Below are 16,801 nucleotides of genomic sequence, written 5' to 3' on the forward strand. Positions count from 1 at the left end.
ATTACTCCTCCTCTGCGATTGATTTAAACGTTTTGATGGCATGTTGACTCATCAAATGTTCTGGGTTGATAGAAACTGCACGTTCAAAATATTCGATGGCACTTTCAGTATCTTCAGTTAACATATAGGTTGCTAAACCTAAGTTATATAAAGCATCCGTATGGGCTTCATCTAATGTGAGTACATACTTTAATTGTGAAACGGCTTGTTCATACATTTCTAAGTGACACAATACTAACCCATACTGAAATTGTACTTCTACATCGTTGCGATTATCTTTTTCAGCGGCAGTCATTAAAAAGGGAAGTGCTTCTGTAAAAGCTTCTAACTGGTTAAAAGACATACCAATCATGTAATTTGTATCTATTTCGTCTACTTTATATTGCAAAGCTTGTTGATATAATTTAACCGCTTCTTTATAACGTCCCTCATTGTAATAGACATTAGCTAAATTGTAATAAACAGCACCATTTTCCGGATCAATGGTTAGTGCTTTTTGGAAAAATTTTTCCGCTTTATCTATTTCACCCGCTTCAGCTATTAATATACCTGCATTGATATAGTTTTCGACTTCATTCGGGTTTGCTTCTATATTTTCAAATAGTGCTGCTAAAGCTTGCTCAAAATTACCTTGTTTTATCAGCGTATAAATTTGTTCTTGATTCATGCTATCCCTCTCTCTCAACATCTTATTATAACATTTAAGAATGAAAAAACAGTAAAAAGGAGTAAGTGACAAATCAAAAATTTAAATTTGATATTGTACGCTTACTCCTCAAAACATGTTCATCTATAAAACTTTATATTTAATTAACAATAAATCATTGTTATTTTACTATTTACTAAGCCAATTAATTTATTTGTTTAAACAACATAACTTAATTGACCTGATGTTTTGTATACATCATCTATAGTAGCGCCACCTAGACATACATCACCATCATATAAAACAACTGATTGACCTGGAGTAATTGCGCGAACAGGTTCATCAAATGTTACGCGAATCGCATTATCATTTTCTCTTTGAACAAAAACTTTTGTATCTTTTTGACGATATCTAAATTTTGCTGTACATTCAAAGCCATTTTCTAAATCGACAGGGTTAACAAATGAAATATCTGAAGCAATCAAATAATCACTATAAAGGGCTTCATGATGAAAACCTTGTTCTACATATAAGACATTTTCATTTAAATTTTTGCCAACAACAAACCAAGGATCACCATCTCCACCAATACCTAGACCGTGACGTTGTCCTATAGTATAGTACATTAATCCTGTGTGTGTGCCTATTTTTTTACCATCTAATGTTTGCATTTCACCAGACTGTGCTGGCAAATATTGAGATAAAAATGTTTTGAAATTACGTTCACCAATAAAACAAATACCAGTAGAATCTTTTTTCTTAGCCGTAGCTAAATCTTGTGCTTCAGCAATTCTACGAACTTCTTTTTTATCAATATCACCTATCGGGAACATTACTTTTGATAATTGAGATTGTGATAATTGATTTAAGAAATAAGTTTGATCTTTATTATTGTCAACACCGCGCAACATTTCAACATGTCCATCTTCATGGCGACGTATACGTGCATAATGACCTGTAGCTACATAATCTGCACCTAACTTAAGTGCATGTTCTAAAAATGCTTTGAATTTAATTTCCTTATTACACATCACATCGGGGTTTGGTGTGCGTCCTTTTTTATATTCATCTAAGAAATAAGTAAACACTTTATCCCAATATTCTTTTTCAAAATTAACTGCATAATATGGTATACCAATTTGATTACATACAGCTATGACATCGTTATAATCTTCCGTAGCTGTACACACACCGTTTTCATCCGTGTCATCCCAGTTTTTCATAAAAATACCAATGACATCATAACCTTGTTCTTTTAATAAGTGTGCTGTAACTGAACTATCTACGCCACCTGACATGCCAACAACAACACGTGTATCTTTATTTGACAACTAAACTTCCTCCTTGAATTTATGATAAATTTTGTGAATTTCAGTAACTAAATATTTTATTTCTTGTTCGGTCGTTTGTTCATTAAAGCTAAATCGTACAGAATGATTTGCTCTTGTATCATCACCATACATTGCCAATAAAACATGCGAAGGCGATGTGGAACCTGCAGTACATGCTGAACCAGAAGCTACATATATATTGGCTAAATCTAGCAATGTTAACATGGTTTCTACATCAATAAATGGAAAATACAAATTAACGATGTGACCTGTAGTATCTGTCATTGAGCCGTTTAATTCAAAAGGAACTGATCGTTCTTGTAATGTAACAATAAATTGATTTTTCAAATTCATCAAATGGACATTGTTTTCATCTCTATACTGATTTGCTAGTTTTAAAGCTTCAGACAATCCCACAATTTGGGGAACATTTTCTGTACCTGCTCTTCTTTTCACTTCTTGTTCTCCACCTAATTGTGGAAACTTGATAGTTGTACCTGTTTTTATTAGTAAAACTCCGATACCCTTTGGCCCGCCAAATTTATGTGCTGTAATACTCATTGCATCGATATCAAATTCATGAAAATCTATGTCTAAGTGGCCGATTGCTTGTACCGCATCTACATGAAATATGGCATTTGAATGACTTACAATTTCATCAATATCATACATTGGTTGTACTGTTCCAATTTCATTATTAACAAACATGATTGAAACGAGTATCGTCTCATCAGTTAACGCACTTTTTAATTGTTCTAACGATATCAAGCCTTCCACATCTACATCAAGGTATGTTACATCAAAACCTTCTTTTTCTAATTGTTCAAAAACATGGAGTACTGAATGATGTTCTATTTTAGTTGTAATAATATGCTTGCCTTTATCCTGATTTGCATACGCAATACCTTTAATCGCTGTGTTATTAGATTCGGTTGCTCCACTTGTAAAGATTACTTCACTCGGCTTAGCATTGAGTTGCTTTGCTACGAAACGACGTGACTCATCTAAATATTTACGTGCATCTCTACCTATACTATGTATAGAGGACGGATTACCGTAATGCGTTGTATAGACTTCCATCATTTTATCTATTACTTGCTGTTTAACTGGCGTTGTAGCAGCGTAATCTGCATATACTTCCATGTTTGACACTCCTTACAAATTTATCAATGTTCCAATGATAGCACCATCTATTTAATTTTTCTAGTTGTCTGTTTCAAAATGTCCATTTTCATCTATCATTTCATATTCATCTAATAATGCTAATGTTTCGTCTACATTTGATTTTGTCGTATTATTTAACGTTAAGTTGTATAATTTTTTATCTTTGATTTCCCAGTGTGTCGCTTTAAATCTAGATTGAAAATACTCATCATGTGTCACAACTAATACTTGACCGTTAAAACTTTTTATCATATTTAAAATTAAATCCTGTGTTGAAATATCAAAATAATTAGTTGGCTCATCTAAAATTAATAAATTGGCACCAGAGAAATATAGTAGTACAAATTGAAATCTACTTTTCTCGCCCATAGATAATTGACTAATTGGCGCATTAATTTTTTCTTCATTAAAACCAAATGAAGCTAAAATAGTTTGTGCCTCACTTCGTAATATTTTATTTGTAGTTAATAGCATCGAAAGTGGAGATTCTGCTTCATTTAAGTTTTTATTTGTCTGATCAAAATATCCAATTTTTAGTGAAGGGGTGATTTTTATATTTCCTTGATTTGGAAGTATCTTTTGTCTGATCATTGCAATTAAAAGTGATTTACCACTCCCATTTGGCCCAGTAATTAAAATATTTTCTTTTTGTTTCATTTCAAAATGAGCATGTTCAAATATATGATGTTCATTTATAGCAACATTGAAGTCTTCAAAATGAATTAAAAAGCGTTTACGTAAACGATCTTGATGATTAAAATGATAATGTTTTTGTTCATTATCTGGCTGATTTATCGTCTTCTCATTTAATTTTTGAGTCATTTGCTTTTCTTTCGTCTTTGCTCTTTGAGCTAACTTACTGAGTTTCTTCTGCTCAAGAGGGCTACGGACACTTGCTTTTTGTTGTGCTGAATGATGCCATGTTTGTATTCGTTGTATCGTGCGATTAAGTTCTGCTATTTCTTTTTGTTGCTTTTCGTACATATTTTGTTGTGTTTGTAACGTTAAATCTTTAATTTTACGGTACTTGGAATAATTACCATTATATTTATTCGTTTTTTTAGACGTTACTTCAATGACATGAGTCGCTGTTTGATCGATAAAATCACGCTGGTGTGATACAAAGATAATTGTATATTTTGATTTTTGTATTTTTTTAATCAGTTGTTCTAACATTTCTAAATCTAAATGATTTGTAGGTTCATCAAGCAAAATCAATGGTTTGTTTGACATAAATGCTTTTAATAATGCTAGTCTCGTTTGTTGGCCGCCACTTAAATATTGAATTTGTTTTTCTAAATCTCTTTCAGTTAAATTCAATTGATTTGCTTGAGTGATAATATTCTGTTCAAATTCATAGCCATTTAAAGCACTATAATCAGCAATATACTTATAATTACTCTTAAGCTTCTGTTTTATCTGCAGCAACTCAGGATTTATAGCCATTACATAGTCTAATCCTGTTAAGTGTTCATAAACAGACATATTTTGATGCATTAAATAAGCTTCATCTTGATATTTCATCTTTATTGCTTCTAACAATGTTGTTTTTCCTACGCCATTGTTACCAATCATTGCAACATGTTCACCCTTATCAATTTGAATTTCTACAGAGTTAATTAAATTTTTACCAAATTTTTCAAATGGTTTTTGCACATAATAAAAAGACATACCAATTCCCTCTTTCTCAAGAGATACGATATGCCTTAACAATCCGAACATTATTTATGTTAGGTATTTTACTGAAAATTTTTTATTAAGACATAATCGCATCCCATATATTACTTTTTTGATTAAATAAATTGTTTTGATTGTTCTTATGAGATTTATCCATTGTCTTAATAAGACCACCTAACTTTTTTAATTTCATAAAGTATAACAGTGAGCAATTTCTTACGCAAGTTTTATTTAGACTGTTATACTGCAATATATTAATATATTTAAGGAGGACATCGTGTAATGAACGATTTAAAATTATCTGCGCTTAATCTCGTTCCTATTAGAGAAGGTCAAACCGATCAAGATGCAATTAGCGATATGGTTAAATTAGCACAAAATTTAGAAGAACTGGATTATGAGAGATATTGGATTGCAGAACATCATAACGCACCTAACCTTGTCAGTTCAGCCACTGCGTTATTAATACAACATACATTAGAACATACTTCTAAAATAAGAGTAGGTTCTGGTGGTATCATGTTACCTAATCATGCTCCACTTGTTGTTGCAGAACAATTTGGGACAATGGAAACTGTATTTCCAAATCGCGTTGATTTAGGTTTAGGTCGTGCGCCAGGTACTGATATGATGACAGCGAGTGCCTTACGTAGAGATCAACACAATGGCGTTTATGAATTTCCTGAAGAAGTAGAACAACTTGCGACTTATTTCGGACCGGGTAATCAACAAACTTATGTCCGTGCATATCCAGCAGTTGGTAAAAACGTTCCTCTTTATATTTTGGGTTCTTCAACTGATTCAGCACACTTAGCTGCACGCAAAGGATTACCATACGTCTTTGCAGGGCATTTTGCACCACAACAAATGAAAGAAGCAATTGAAATTTATAAAGAACTATTTGAACCGTCAGACGTGTTGAGCAAACCATATGTGATTGTTTGTTTAAATGCAATCGTTGCTGATACAGATGCTCAAGCAGAATATCTGGCAACAACACAGGCTCAGGTTATGGTAAGTATTACTCGAGGAAGAATGCAACCTGTACAACCACCTACTGACGATTTAAAAGGTCTACTCACGCCTACTGAGTATGAAATAGCAAAACAACGTATGCAAAGTTCCCTTATTGGCTCTGAAGAAACCGTCAAACAAAAATTACAATCATTTATAGATGAATACGGTGAAATAGATGAATTGATGGCTATTAGTTACATTTATGATCAAGAAGCACAACTTGAATCATATCGTAAACTTAAAAATATGATTACAACGCTAAATTAAATATAAAAAAAGCCTAGTTCCTATATTAGAAACTGGGCTTTTTAATATTTAAGCGAAAAAGCTTAAACTTTTAAGACAACTTTATTTTTTATCGTCTTTTTTATCATCTTTTTTATCGTCACTGCCACCAGTGAAATTATCGATTTGTTCAGATGCTTGTTTTGCTTTTTCGTTATCAGTATCTTTTAATTTGTCAGAAACGTTTTTTGCAGTTTCTTTTGCTTTATTTAAGAAATCAGCCATAATAAAACCACCTTTTTAGTATTAGTTAACGATTATTATTTTTTAAATTTATCGATAACTTCATTTGCTTTATCTTTTGCATTTTCTACTACTTCTTTGGCTTTACCAGAATTTTTATCTTCTTTGCCTTCTTTTTCTAACTCTTTATTGTCGGCTACGTTACCAACTGTTTCTTTAACGTTTCCTTTTGCTTGTTCGAATTTATTTTCATCTGCCATAAATAATACCTCCTTAGCAATGTATTAATTAAATACCACAATAATTAAGTCATAAACATTTAAAACAAATTTTTTTAATATTTTCAGTTAAAGTCAAAGAAATGTTTTAATTTACAACGTTATTCACATCTTAAATATAGAACATATATCCATCTAAATTATTAGTTTCATTATAATCTGCTAAGTATTTCAATGTTGTATTATCTAATACTTCTCTTACTGCGTCTCTCATTCTGATCCAAAGTTGTTTCTGTGCAGGAGGTTCAGAATCAATGCTTTCTACGAATGTAATTGGTCCTTCTAACAAACGAATAATGTCACCAGCCGTAATTTCTTCTGCTGAGACTCTCAATTGATAACCACCTTTTGCACCACGAACACTTCGAATTAAACCAGCATTTCTTAATGGACCTACTAGTTGTTCTAGATAAAGATCACTTAAATTATTTTCTTCAGCTATAGATTTTAACGAAACACATCCTTGCCCTTGCTTTTTGGCTAAGGATATCATTAGTGTTAAGCCATATCTACCTTTTGTTGATATTTTCATTATATAACCTCACTTAATTCGAATACTATATATTAACATTCTATCATTTTTTACGTTAAGATAATATTAGAAAGGTGTGAAAGATTGTGACGAACGAACCACTCGCTTCAAGAATGCGACCAAATAATATTGATGAAATCATTTCACAGGATCATTTAGTTGGTGACAAAGGTATTATACGCAGAATGGTCAATACCAAACGATTATCGTCCATGATTTTTTATGGTCCTCCTGGAATTGGCAAAACGAGTATCGCTAAAGCTATTTCAGGCAGTACTCAGTTTAAATTCCGCCAACTAAATGCTGTAACTAATACTAAAAAAGATATGCAACTCATTGTCGAAGAAGCAAAAATGTCTGGACAAGTCATTCTATTATTAGATGAGATTCATCGTTTAGATAAAGCGAAGCAAGATTTTTTATTGCCTCATCTTGAAAATGGAAAAATTGTATTAATTGGTGCTACAACTTCAAACCCATATCATGCGATTAATCCTGCAATTCGATCAAGAGCACAAATCTTTGAGTTATACCCATTAGATGAAAACGACATAAAAGTTTCTTTAGAAAGAGCGCTAACCGATGAAACACGTGGTCTAGCTTCATACAATCCAGTCATTGATGAAGAAGCGATGAATTATTTCACAACGCAAAGCCAAGGAGATGTTAGAAGTGCGCTGAACGCTTTAGAATTAGCCGTACTCAGTTCTGAGGTGGTTGATAATCAAAGACATATTACATTGGAAGATGCTAAAGATTGCTTACAAAAAGGTGCTTTTGTCAGTGATAAGGATGGCGATATGCACTATGATGTGATGAGTGCATTTCAGAAATCAATTCGAGGAAGTGATGTTAATGCAGCATTGCATTATTTAGCACGTTTGATAGAAGCTGGAGACTTACCTACTATTGTCAGAAGATTATTAGTTATTAGTTATGAAGATATAGGTTTAGCTTCACCAGGTGCTGGACAACGTACTTTAGCAGCGATTGAATCAGCTGAAAGACTCGGCTTTCCAGAAGCAAGAATACCTTTGAGTCAAGCGGTAATTGAATTATGTCTGTCACCTAAATCTAATTCTGGAATCACTGCTATCGATGCAGCACTGTCAGATATTCGAAAAGGTCATGTAGGACAAATTCCCGATCATTTAAAAGATGGGCATTACTCAGGTGCCAAAGAATTGGGTAGAGCAATAGGCTATAAATATCCTCATAATTATGACAATGGTTTTATACCACAACAATATTTGCCAGATAAATTAAAAAACAAAATTTACTATACGCCTAAAACAACATCAAAAACTGAGCAACAGCTTAAATCTATTTTTGACAACATCAATAAGGCGCAACAAAATAAAAGTTAATTTACAACCATATGAAACAACCGCGCTAACACATTACAAAAGACTGCTTGTGTTAAACGCGGTTGTTTAATTCCTTTATTTATCTTTGATTCTTGTTACGGGTATATCTTTTAATATATCATTCACTACATAGCTTGCACATATGAGTCCTACAACACTAGGTACAAATGCATTTGAGGAGGGTGGCATTTGCCCTTTTCTGGTTGGGGCATTTGCATCGCCAACTGTTTCTTTGACATCTTCTCTTATGACGATTGGACTTTCATCTGAGAATACTACAGGAATCCCTTTGTATATACCTAACTTTTTCAATTTACGACGTATCAATTTAGCCATTGGATCCATATAAGTTTTAGAAATATCTGCAATTTGGAAACGTGTTGGATCTGTTTTATTTGCGGCACCCATACTTGAAATAACAGAAATACCTCTTTCAAGACATTCTTTCATAAGATGAACTTTGTAAATAAGTGTATCACTCGCATCTAAAAAATAATCTATATCATAGTTATTAAACAAGGCTTCATATGTTTCTTCTGTATAAAACATATGAAGTGATGTGACTTTACACTCTGGATTGATTAATTTAATACGCTCTTCCATTAATGTTACTTTACTTTGACCAATTGTAGATGTTAATGCATGTAGCTGACGGTTAACGTTCGTTATATCAACATCGTCTTTGTCTATTAATATAATATGGCCTATATTAGTACGAGCTAATGCTTCAGCTGCAAATGAGCCAACGCCTCCTACTCCTAAAACAACAACGGTTTTTTGTTTTAATAAATCTAAACCTTCTTGGCCGTATGCCAATTCATTTCTCGAAAATTGATGTTTCATTTTTTAACTCCTTATTTAGCGAATACTATTATCATTACATTTTTGCTTGCTGATTATTTGTAAAACAACATTTTCTGTTAATTTATAACGATATAAAAAATACGCAAGACCGAAGTCTTGCGTACCGATAGAGTCCGTGCGTGCCGTAGTTATAAATTGCTTGATCATTCGGCCTGCTATTAACAGGTGGGTGCCCTGTTTCTTGTTTTGCAAGTCCTCCTTAAGAGGCGTGTGCGCTGCAAGAAAACCTATTAGGCTCCCGGATCAAAGAGTGTTAGGCCCAAATATGAAGCAAACTTACGAACACGACAGATGACTACCTTATGCAAGTATAATAACACATTATTGGAATTTAGCAAGAATAAAGACTTGGTAAAAATTAATGTCTAATTCTTAATGAAAGTTCTTCTAATTGATTTTCTGATACTTCGCTAGGCGCATTTGTTAATAAACAAGTTGCAGATGCAGTTTTAGGGAATGCAATTGTGTCGCGTAAATTTGTACGACCAGTTAACAACATCACTAAGCGGTCTAGACCTAAAGCAATTCCACCATGTGGTGGTGCGCCATATTTAAATGCATCTAATAAGAAACCAAACTGTTCCCTAGCTTGCTCTTCAGTAAATCCTAATACTTCAAACATTTTTGATTGTAAACCTTCATTATGAATTCTGATTGAACCACCACCGAGTTCATAACCATTTAACACAATATCGTATGCATTAGCTTGAGCATTTTCAGGTTCAGTATCTAATTTATTAATATCTTCTTGTTTTGGTGCTGTGAATGGATGATGCGCAGCAGTATAACGTTTTAACTCTTCATCATATTCAAGCAATGGCCAGTCTGTTACCCATAAGAAGTTTAATTTACTTTCATCAATTAAATCTAATTCTTTAGCCAATTTTAATCTTAGCGCACCTAAACTTTGAGCAACAACATTAGGTTTGTCAGCTACAAATAATACTAAGTCTCCAGCTTTTGCACCAGTCAACGATTTTAATTTTTCAACATGGTCTGCTTCAAAGAATTTAGCTATAGGGCCATTTAAACCTTCTTCAACTACTTTTACCCACGCCAAACCTTTCGCACCGTATATATTAACAAATTCAGTTAAAGCATCAATATCTTTTCTAGTGTAATTATCAGATGCACCTTCAGCTACAATTGCCTTCACTTGTCCATCGTTATTTACTGCATCTTTGAAGACTTTAAAGTCCATGATTTCACCAAGTTCTGAAACGTTAATTAATTCCATACCAAAACGTGTGTCTGGTTTATCAGAACCAAAACGTGCCATTGCTTCATTATAAGTCATTCTTGGGAATGGACGCGGCACTTCCACTTCTTTTACATCTTTCACAACTTTTTGTAACATTTCTTCGCCCATATCCATGACGTCTTCTTGATCAACAAAGCTCATTTCAATATCAACTTGCGTAAATTCTGGTTGACGGTCTGCACGTAAATCTTCGTCACGGAAACATTTAACAATCTGATAATATTTATCAAAGCCGCTAATCATTAACAATTGTTTAAATATTTGTGGTGATTGAGGCAATGCATAAAATTCACCTTCATGAACACGGGATGGTACTAAATAATCACGCGCACCTTCAGGTGTTGATTTAGTTAGCACTGGTGTTTCTATATCATAGAAACCTTCACCATCTAAATATTGTCTAATTGAACGTGTAGTTTGATGTCTCATCTTAAAAGTTTGTGCTAATTCTTGACGTCTTAAATCTAAATATCTATATTTTAGTCTTATGTTTTCATCCACATTTTGATTATCTTCATTTAATGCAAATGGTGGTGTTTCGGCTTTATTAATAATTTCAATCTCTGAAACTTGTACTTCAACTTGGCCTGTAGCAATTTTTGGATTTACTGTTTGAGGGTCACGTTTTTTTACGATACCTTTTACTTCTACAACGTACTCAGATCTAATTGTTTCAGCTATACGCAAGGCTTCTTCTGAAAAATCCGGGTTAAATACAATTTGCACATAACCTTCACGGTCACGTAAATCTACAAAGATAAGTCCACCTAAATCTCTACGATTATGCACCCAACCTTTTAATATAACTTCTTGTTCTAATAATGATTCAGTCACTAAACCACAATATGTTGTACGTTTACTCATGATATCTTCTCCTTAATTTCTAAAATAGTTAACAAGTTCATTTAAATCAATACGTTCTGATGTTCCGGTTTCCATATTTTTTACATTAATATTTTTTTCTTCTAATTCTTGATCACCAATAACAACAGTATGTTTGGCATTCAGTCTATCAGCTTGTTTCATTTGTCCTTTAACTTTACGTTCCATATAATCTTTGTCCGCTTTAACACCATTTTTACGTAAATCATTCAATAATTTTACTGCATAACGGTCTGCTTCTTCACCCATAGTAACGATAAATAAATCAAAATCATGGTCAACATCTAAATCAATGCCTTCTTCTTCTAATGCCATTAACAATCTTTCAATGCTAAGTGCAAAACCAATACCTGTTTGACTTGGACCATCTAGCAATTCAAGTAGACCATTATAACGGCCACCACCACATAAAGTCGTAATCGCACCTTCATAATTTGGATTATCAATCATCAGTTCAAATGCTGTGTGTGTATAATAATCTAAGCCTCTTACTAAGTTAGGATCTTCTTCATATTTGATGTCTAAATCGTTTAAATGCTGTTTTACTTCCTCAAAATATGCTTTTGAATCATCATTTAAATATTCTGTAATGCGCGGTGCTGTTTTCACTGCTTCTTTATCTTTATCAACTTTACAATCCAAAATCCTCATTGGATTAGTATGCAAACGTGCTTGGCAATCCTTACAAAAATCGCCAATTACTGGTTCAAAATGTTTAACCAGGGCTTCATTGTATTCTTTGCGCGAATTAATATCGCCAATGCTATTAATAACTAACTTTAAATGTTTAAGACCAAATGACTGATAAATATGCATGACCATTGCTAAAATTTCAGCATCAATACTAGGATTTTCTGCACCTATGGCTTCTACACCAAATTGTGTAAACTGACGATAACGTCCTTTCTGTTTTCGTTCATAACGGAACATTGGACCATTGTAGTACAATTTAATCGGTTGGTTAGGTAATCCCTGCATTTTATTTTCTATATATGAACGTACTACTGCAGCAGTACCCTCAGGTCTCAAAGTGATACTGCGGTCGCCTTTATCTTTGAATGTATACATTTCTTTTTGAACGACATCCGTAGAATCACCAACGCCACGTGCAAATAATTCAGTGCTTTCAAAAATAGGCGTACGAATTTCTTCATAATTATATAATTCCATCAATTCATCTAATTTTGTTTCTATATATCGCCATTTTTTTGTTTCGCTTGGTAAAATGTCTTGTGTTCCTCTAGGAATATTTATCATAAAACCTCTCCTTTTATACAATAAAAAGTCCCTTGCATAACTGTACAGTTATACAAGGGACGAATATCCGTGTTGCCACCCTAATTGGTTAGATATAGTTTATCAACAAGCTATATCAACCCACTTCATACGGATAACGTTCGTCACACGGCTTTAATTTCATAAAGCACCTCTTCTTGCGTTTTAATAACTAAACTACTAAGCATAATTTTCCAGCCTCGAATTATGTCTCTACACATTTAAAATGTTGACGTTTCATTTAGCATAGTCAAGAATAATAACGGTTTTAATATAGAATTCATATTTAATAATAACGAGTTATTGATTAATATGCAACCTTTTTATTCTGAAAAATATGCACGTAAACCATCGACAACTGCTTGTTCAACAATGTGGCGATGTAATTGATTCGTTATCATATCTTCATCAGTTGGATTACTAATATAACCTAACTCTAATAAAACAGCGGGGACATTCGTCTGTCTCAATACTTGGAAGTTTTCTTGTCGAGCGCCTTTATTTGTCAGTAACGCTTTTTTTTGTATGTAAAGATTTAATGTTTCTGCAAGTGCTTTTTGATTATCTTGAAGCCAATAAACTGTAGTTCCATTAGCTTTAGAAGATTTTAGCGAATCATTATGTATGCTGATAAAAGCATCACCTTTAATATTACGATCGTCCAAACTAACATAACTATCTGAACTTCTCGTCATATTTACAGTCGCGCCTTCTTTTTCAAGAAGACTTTTCAATTCTTTCGCTGTTTTCAGTGTATAAACTTTTTCAGTGCTCTTCTTCTTTGTATTACTTGAAGCTCCCTGGTCACTTCCCCCGTGACCAGGATCAAGTACAATTGTTTTATCTTTAAGTGGTTTATCGTTAGCATTAGCATCTGCTTGAATATCTAGATTTGTATGCCAACCAGCCACCCAACCTTTATCTTTATGATTACTTGATTCAACTTCAATCCATTTGCCGGATTTACCAATTTTATTATAACTTTGACCTTGATTAGCCGGTTTAATAGTAGGATATACAGCATTAGGACCTGTTCTCAAATCAGTATCTTCCGTTATATATATCGTACTCGCATCTTCATCATTGTGATTTAGAAAAGCGATGAGCATAAAAATAAATATGACAAATGCTAACGTAACAATAAGTGTAGGGAAATTTTTTAAATTATGTTTATCTAGCCAAGTATTGATTGTTTTCATACGATTTTGCCATCCTGACTTTCATAAATAATTGTCACTGGGCCATCGTTGGCAATATTAACAAGCATATCTGTGCCAAATTCTCCTGTTAATACATTTATGTTATAAGTGCGTAATGCCTCATTAAATTTTTCATAAAGTTCATTTGCTTTTTCAGGCGGCATTGAATTGGTAAAACCAGGTCTATTACCTTTTCTTACATCTGCATATAGTGTGAATTGTGAGATAGAAAGAATCTCTCCTCGTACTTGCTGTAAATTCAAATTAAGTTTGCCATTCTCATCTTCAAACAATCGGGCATTCACAATTTTTCTTACTAATGTATCAATGTCCGCTTCTGTAGATGATTTGCCTACGCCAACAAGCAAACAAAAGCCTTTATTTATTTTATTATCTATTGAACCATTAGAAACGGATGCTTCTTTCACTCTTTGAACAATAATCCTCATGTGTATTTCACCTCTAATTCCAAACTCTTGTTACTGTGTAAACATCTCCGAGTTGTTTAATCTTATCAACAACTTGATAGACTTCATTTACATTTTTCACCATAACACCAATATTAATGATTGCATTTTTATCAATATCTGAACGACCAGAAACTTTAACTAAGTTACTTTTAGTGGAATTAACGGCTTGTAAAACTTCATTTAATAATCCATTTCGGTCATAAGCGGTAACTTCTAAGTCAACTTGATAACGTTGTGTCGCATCTTTAGAGCGTACCCATTCAACACTAATTAATCTGTCTTTTTCATTTTTGATATTAGGACAATCCGTGCGATGCACCTTAATACCATGCCCTTTAGTGATATATCCAACAATATCATCACCAGGGATTGGATTACAACATTTTGATAATTTAATGAGTACATTTTCAATTCCCTCAACGTATACGCCACTATCTGTTGTGATGTCATCCTTAATTGGCACAGATTTTTGTACTTCTTGCACTGAATTCAATGCTTTTTGTTTGTCTTGAATGCGTTGCTTTTCTGTTAACTTATTAACAATTTGTAAAGCTGTTACACCACCAAACCCTACTGCGGCAAATAAATCTTCTTCATTCGAAAAATTATATTTATCTTTTACGACTTCAATATTATCATCCGTTAAAACTGCATCTACACGGTACCCTTGGTCTTTTATTTCTGCTTCGACCATAAACTTACCTTTTTCAATATTGGAAGACCGATCTTGTTTTTTAAAGAAACTACGTATCTTACTTTTAGCACTAGAAGATTTAACAATTTTTAACCAATCACGACTTGGACCATAAGAGTGCTTACTTGTTCTGATTTCAACGATATCACCAGTTTTGAGCACATAATCTATCGGCTCAATTTTTCCGTTAACCTTAGCACCAATCATCTTATTTCCTACTTCGCTATGTACAGCATATGCAAAATCGATTGGTACAGCACCATAAGGTAATTCTATTACATCACTTTCTGGTGTAAAAGCATAGACTTTATCACTTTGTAAATCAAATTTTAATGTTTCCATAAACTCTTCTGCATCGGTGGTAGTGCTATCCGTTTCAGCGAGTTCTTTAATCCAATTTAATTTTTTATTGAAATTTTGTGTTTTTTCAGTAACCTTTTTGCCTTCTTTATATGCCCAATGCGCTGCAACCCCGTGTTCTGCAATTTCATGCATTTCATAAGTTCTTATCTGAATCTCTAAAGGATCGCCATTCGGTCCAACGACCGTTGTATGTAAAGATTGATACATGTTTTGCTTTGGCATAGCAATATAATCTTTAAACCTACCTGGCATGGGTTTCCATAGTGTATGCACAAGACCTAGTACTGCATAGCAATCATTTATTGAATTAACGATAATTCTTATAGCTAATAAATCAAATATTTGGTCGAATTGTTTCTTTTGTTTAACCATTTTTCTATAAATGCTATAAATATGTTTAGGCCTACCATTAATATCGCCAATTATATTCATTTTTTCCATATCTGAATCTATACGATTAATAGCATTTTGTATATATTCTTCTCGCTCACTTCGCTTTTTCTTCATAAGATTAACAATTCTGAAATATTGCACACTATCAATATATCTAAGTGCTGTATCTTCTAATTCCCATTTAATCGTATTAATCCCTAATCTATGTGCCAAAGGTGCATAGATTTCTAAAGTTTCTTTTGATATTCTTATTTGTTTTTCTCTTGGCATTGCTTTCAGTGTTCTCATATTATGTAATCGATCCGCTAATTTAACGAGAATAACACGCACATCTTTTGCGATAGCAATAAATAACTTGCGGTGGTTTTCTGCTTGTTGTTCTTCTTTAGAACGATATTTCACTTTTTTAAGCTTAGTCACACCTTCTACGATTATAGCAATTTCTTCATTAAACATGCCTTTTACATCATCAAACGTATAAGGTGTGTCCTCAATCACGTCATGTAAAAAACCTGCAACAATGGTTGGGCCATCTAAATGCATTTCAGTTAAAATCCCAGCGACTTGTATGGGATGCATAATATATGGCAAGCCATTTTTACGAAATTGACCTTCGTGTGCCTCATAAGCTAGATGGTAACTCTTCAATACATATTCATAATCTTCTTTTGACAAATATGATTTTGCTTTGGATAATACTTCGTCCACACTGTATGGATATTCATTGTTCACTTAAGACACCCCTATACTAAATATTAATCACGATTAGATACCCAGTATTATTTTATATCGATTGTAACGTATTTTTACGCTATTAGGTCAAATTATGTATAATAGTTATATAATACTACATGTTATTAAATAAATAAATGCGTACATAAGACAATTGGCAAAATGTAGCTGAATTTTAATTTTTTAAT

Annotated in this window: 15 protein-coding genes and 1 other RNA gene; 2 read left to right on the plus strand and 14 right to left on the minus strand. The window is 33.1% G+C overall.

What is annotated here, in order from left to right; genetic code table 11:
- Window position 1 precedes the first annotated feature (1 nt).
- From KA873_RS06805 to sal, 4 genes are all read right to left on the minus strand, one after another.
- Window positions 2–667 carry a tetratricopeptide repeat protein gene (locus KA873_RS06805; RefSeq protein ID WP_040030022.1) on the minus strand — a complete coding sequence of 222 codons (666 nt, stop codon included), beginning with the start codon at window positions 665–667 and terminating at the stop codon, window positions 2–4.
- Window positions 668–864: 197 nt separating this feature from the next.
- Complete coding sequence (mnmA, locus tag KA873_RS06810; RefSeq protein WP_107384960.1) at window positions 865–1,977, minus strand: tRNA 2-thiouridine(34) synthase MnmA; 1,113 nt, start codon at window positions 1,975–1,977, stop codon at window positions 865–867.
- Window positions 1,978–3,120 carry a cysteine desulfurase family protein gene (locus KA873_RS06815; protein ID WP_107504809.1) on the minus strand — a complete coding sequence of 381 codons (1,143 nt, stop codon included), beginning with the start codon at window positions 3,118–3,120 and terminating at the stop codon, window positions 1,978–1,980.
- Window positions 3,121–3,180: 60 nt separating this feature from the next.
- Window positions 3,181–4,812, minus strand: coding sequence for a Sal family ABC-F type ribosomal protection protein (gene sal / locus KA873_RS06820; protein ID WP_107504810.1), 1,632 nt, complete (start codon window positions 4,810–4,812; stop codon window positions 3,181–3,183).
- Between the two features lie 288 nt (window positions 4,813–5,100).
- On the opposite strand from sal, the gene KA873_RS06825 reads away from it, so the two are divergent.
- Complete coding sequence (locus KA873_RS06825) at window positions 5,101–6,102, plus strand: LLM class flavin-dependent oxidoreductase (protein ID WP_107384963.1); 1,002 nt, start codon at window positions 5,101–5,103, stop codon at window positions 6,100–6,102.
- A gap of 81 nt (window positions 6,103–6,183) precedes the next feature.
- Here the strand turns inward: KA873_RS06825 and KA873_RS06830 are convergent, their stop codons facing one another.
- The 3 genes from KA873_RS06830 to cymR form a co-directional block, all read right to left on the minus strand.
- On the minus strand, window positions 6,184–6,345 hold the full coding sequence (locus KA873_RS06830) for a hypothetical protein (RefSeq protein WP_019469421.1): 162 nt from the start codon (window positions 6,343–6,345) through the stop codon (window positions 6,184–6,186).
- A 35-nt stretch (window positions 6,346–6,380) separates the two neighbouring features.
- On the minus strand, window positions 6,381–6,563 hold the full coding sequence (locus KA873_RS06835; protein WP_040030019.1) for a CsbD family protein: 183 nt from the start codon (window positions 6,561–6,563) through the stop codon (window positions 6,381–6,383).
- A 130-nt stretch (window positions 6,564–6,693) separates the two neighbouring features.
- Entirely contained in the window at window positions 6,694–7,113 is a 420-nt protein-coding gene (gene cymR / locus KA873_RS06840) for a cysteine metabolism transcriptional regulator CymR (protein ID WP_019469423.1), read from the minus strand.
- An 86-nt stretch (window positions 7,114–7,199) separates the two neighbouring features.
- On the opposite strand from cymR, the gene KA873_RS06845 reads away from it, so the two are divergent.
- Window positions 7,200–8,480: a replication-associated recombination protein A gene (locus KA873_RS06845; RefSeq protein ID WP_181187615.1), complete on the plus strand. Its 1,281-nt coding sequence runs from the start codon at window positions 7,200–7,202 to the stop codon at window positions 8,478–8,480.
- Window positions 8,481–8,555: 75 nt separating this feature from the next.
- Here the strand turns inward: KA873_RS06845 and KA873_RS06850 are convergent, their stop codons facing one another.
- The 7 genes from KA873_RS06850 to KA873_RS06880 all read right to left on the minus strand — a co-directional run bounded on the left by KA873_RS06850 (window position 8,556) and on the right by KA873_RS06880 (window position 16,613).
- Window positions 8,556–9,323: a tRNA threonylcarbamoyladenosine dehydratase gene (locus KA873_RS06850; RefSeq protein ID WP_107505058.1), complete on the minus strand. Its 768-nt coding sequence runs from the start codon at window positions 9,321–9,323 to the stop codon at window positions 8,556–8,558.
- Window positions 9,324–9,450: 127 nt separating this feature from the next.
- Window positions 9,451–9,641, minus strand: a non-coding RNA gene (gene ssrS / locus KA873_RS06855) — 6S RNA.
- 61 nt (window positions 9,642–9,702) lie between these two features.
- Window positions 9,703–11,469, minus strand: a complete 1,767-nt coding sequence (gene aspS / locus KA873_RS06860; protein WP_107505059.1) for an aspartate--tRNA ligase — start codon at window positions 11,467–11,469, stop codon at window positions 9,703–9,705.
- A 12-nt stretch (window positions 11,470–11,481) separates the two neighbouring features.
- On the minus strand, window positions 11,482–12,744 hold the full coding sequence (hisS, locus tag KA873_RS06865) for a histidine--tRNA ligase (protein ID WP_107505060.1): 1,263 nt from the start codon (window positions 12,742–12,744) through the stop codon (window positions 11,482–11,484).
- Window positions 12,745–13,085: 341 nt separating this feature from the next.
- The gene (locus KA873_RS06870) at window positions 13,086–13,961 is read right to left on the minus strand and encodes an N-acetylmuramoyl-L-alanine amidase family protein (protein WP_107385038.1); all 876 of its coding nucleotides are present in this window, start codon (window positions 13,959–13,961) and stop codon (window positions 13,086–13,088) included.
- Window positions 13,958–14,410, minus strand: a complete 453-nt coding sequence (dtd, locus tag KA873_RS06875) for a D-aminoacyl-tRNA deacylase (protein WP_107385039.1) — start codon at window positions 14,408–14,410, stop codon at window positions 13,958–13,960. The genes KA873_RS06870 and dtd overlap by 4 nt, the downstream gene beginning before the upstream one ends.
- 13 nt (window positions 14,411–14,423) lie before the next feature.
- A complete protein-coding gene (locus KA873_RS06880) occupies window positions 14,424–16,613 on the minus strand; it encodes a RelA/SpoT family protein (protein WP_107505061.1) in 2,190 nt (729 codons plus the stop codon).
- Window positions 16,614–16,801: the final 188 nt, after the last annotated feature.

It is taken from the genome of Staphylococcus sp. GDY8P45P (genome assembly GCF_017892745.1).
GTDB classification, from domain to species: Bacteria; Bacillota; Bacilli; order Staphylococcales; family Staphylococcaceae; genus Staphylococcus; species Staphylococcus cohnii.

Excerpts from the sequence above, each read along its gene's own strand:
- KA873_RS06805 (WP_040030022.1), bottom strand. The coding sequence starts at position 667 with ATGAATCAAGAACAAATTTATACGCTGATAAAACAAGGTAATTTTGAG.
- dtd (WP_107385039.1), bottom strand. The coding sequence starts at position 14,410 with ATGAGGATTATTGTTCAAAGAGTGAAAGAAGCATCCGTTTCTAATGGT.
- KA873_RS06815 (WP_107504809.1), bottom strand. The coding sequence starts at position 3,120 with ATGGAAGTATATGCAGATTACGCTGCTACAACGCCAGTTAAACAGCAA.
- cymR (WP_019469423.1), bottom strand. The coding sequence starts at position 7,113 with ATGAAAATATCAACAAAAGGTAGATATGGCTTAACACTAATGATATCC.
- KA873_RS06850 (WP_107505058.1), bottom strand. The coding sequence starts at position 9,323 with ATGAAACATCAATTTTCGAGAAATGAATTGGCATACGGCCAAGAAGGT.
- KA873_RS06870 (WP_107385038.1), bottom strand. The coding sequence starts at position 13,961 with ATGAAAACAATCAATACTTGGCTAGATAAACATAATTTAAAAAATTTC.
- KA873_RS06835 (WP_040030019.1), bottom strand. The coding sequence starts at position 6,563 with ATGGCAGATGAAAATAAATTCGAACAAGCAAAAGGAAACGTTAAAGAA.
- KA873_RS06825 (WP_107384963.1), top strand. The coding sequence starts at position 5,101 with ATGAACGATTTAAAATTATCTGCGCTTAATCTCGTTCCTATTAGAGAA.
- KA873_RS06830 (WP_019469421.1), bottom strand. The coding sequence starts at position 6,345 with ATGGCTGATTTCTTAAATAAAGCAAAAGAAACTGCAAAAAACGTTTCT.
- aspS (WP_107505059.1), bottom strand. The coding sequence starts at position 11,469 with ATGAGTAAACGTACAACATATTGTGGTTTAGTGACTGAATCATTATTA.
- sal (WP_107504810.1), bottom strand. The coding sequence starts at position 4,812 with ATGTCTTTTTATTATGTGCAAAAACCATTTGAAAAATTTGGTAAAAAT.
- hisS (WP_107505060.1), bottom strand. The coding sequence starts at position 12,744 with ATGATAAATATTCCTAGAGGAACACAAGACATTTTACCAAGCGAAACA.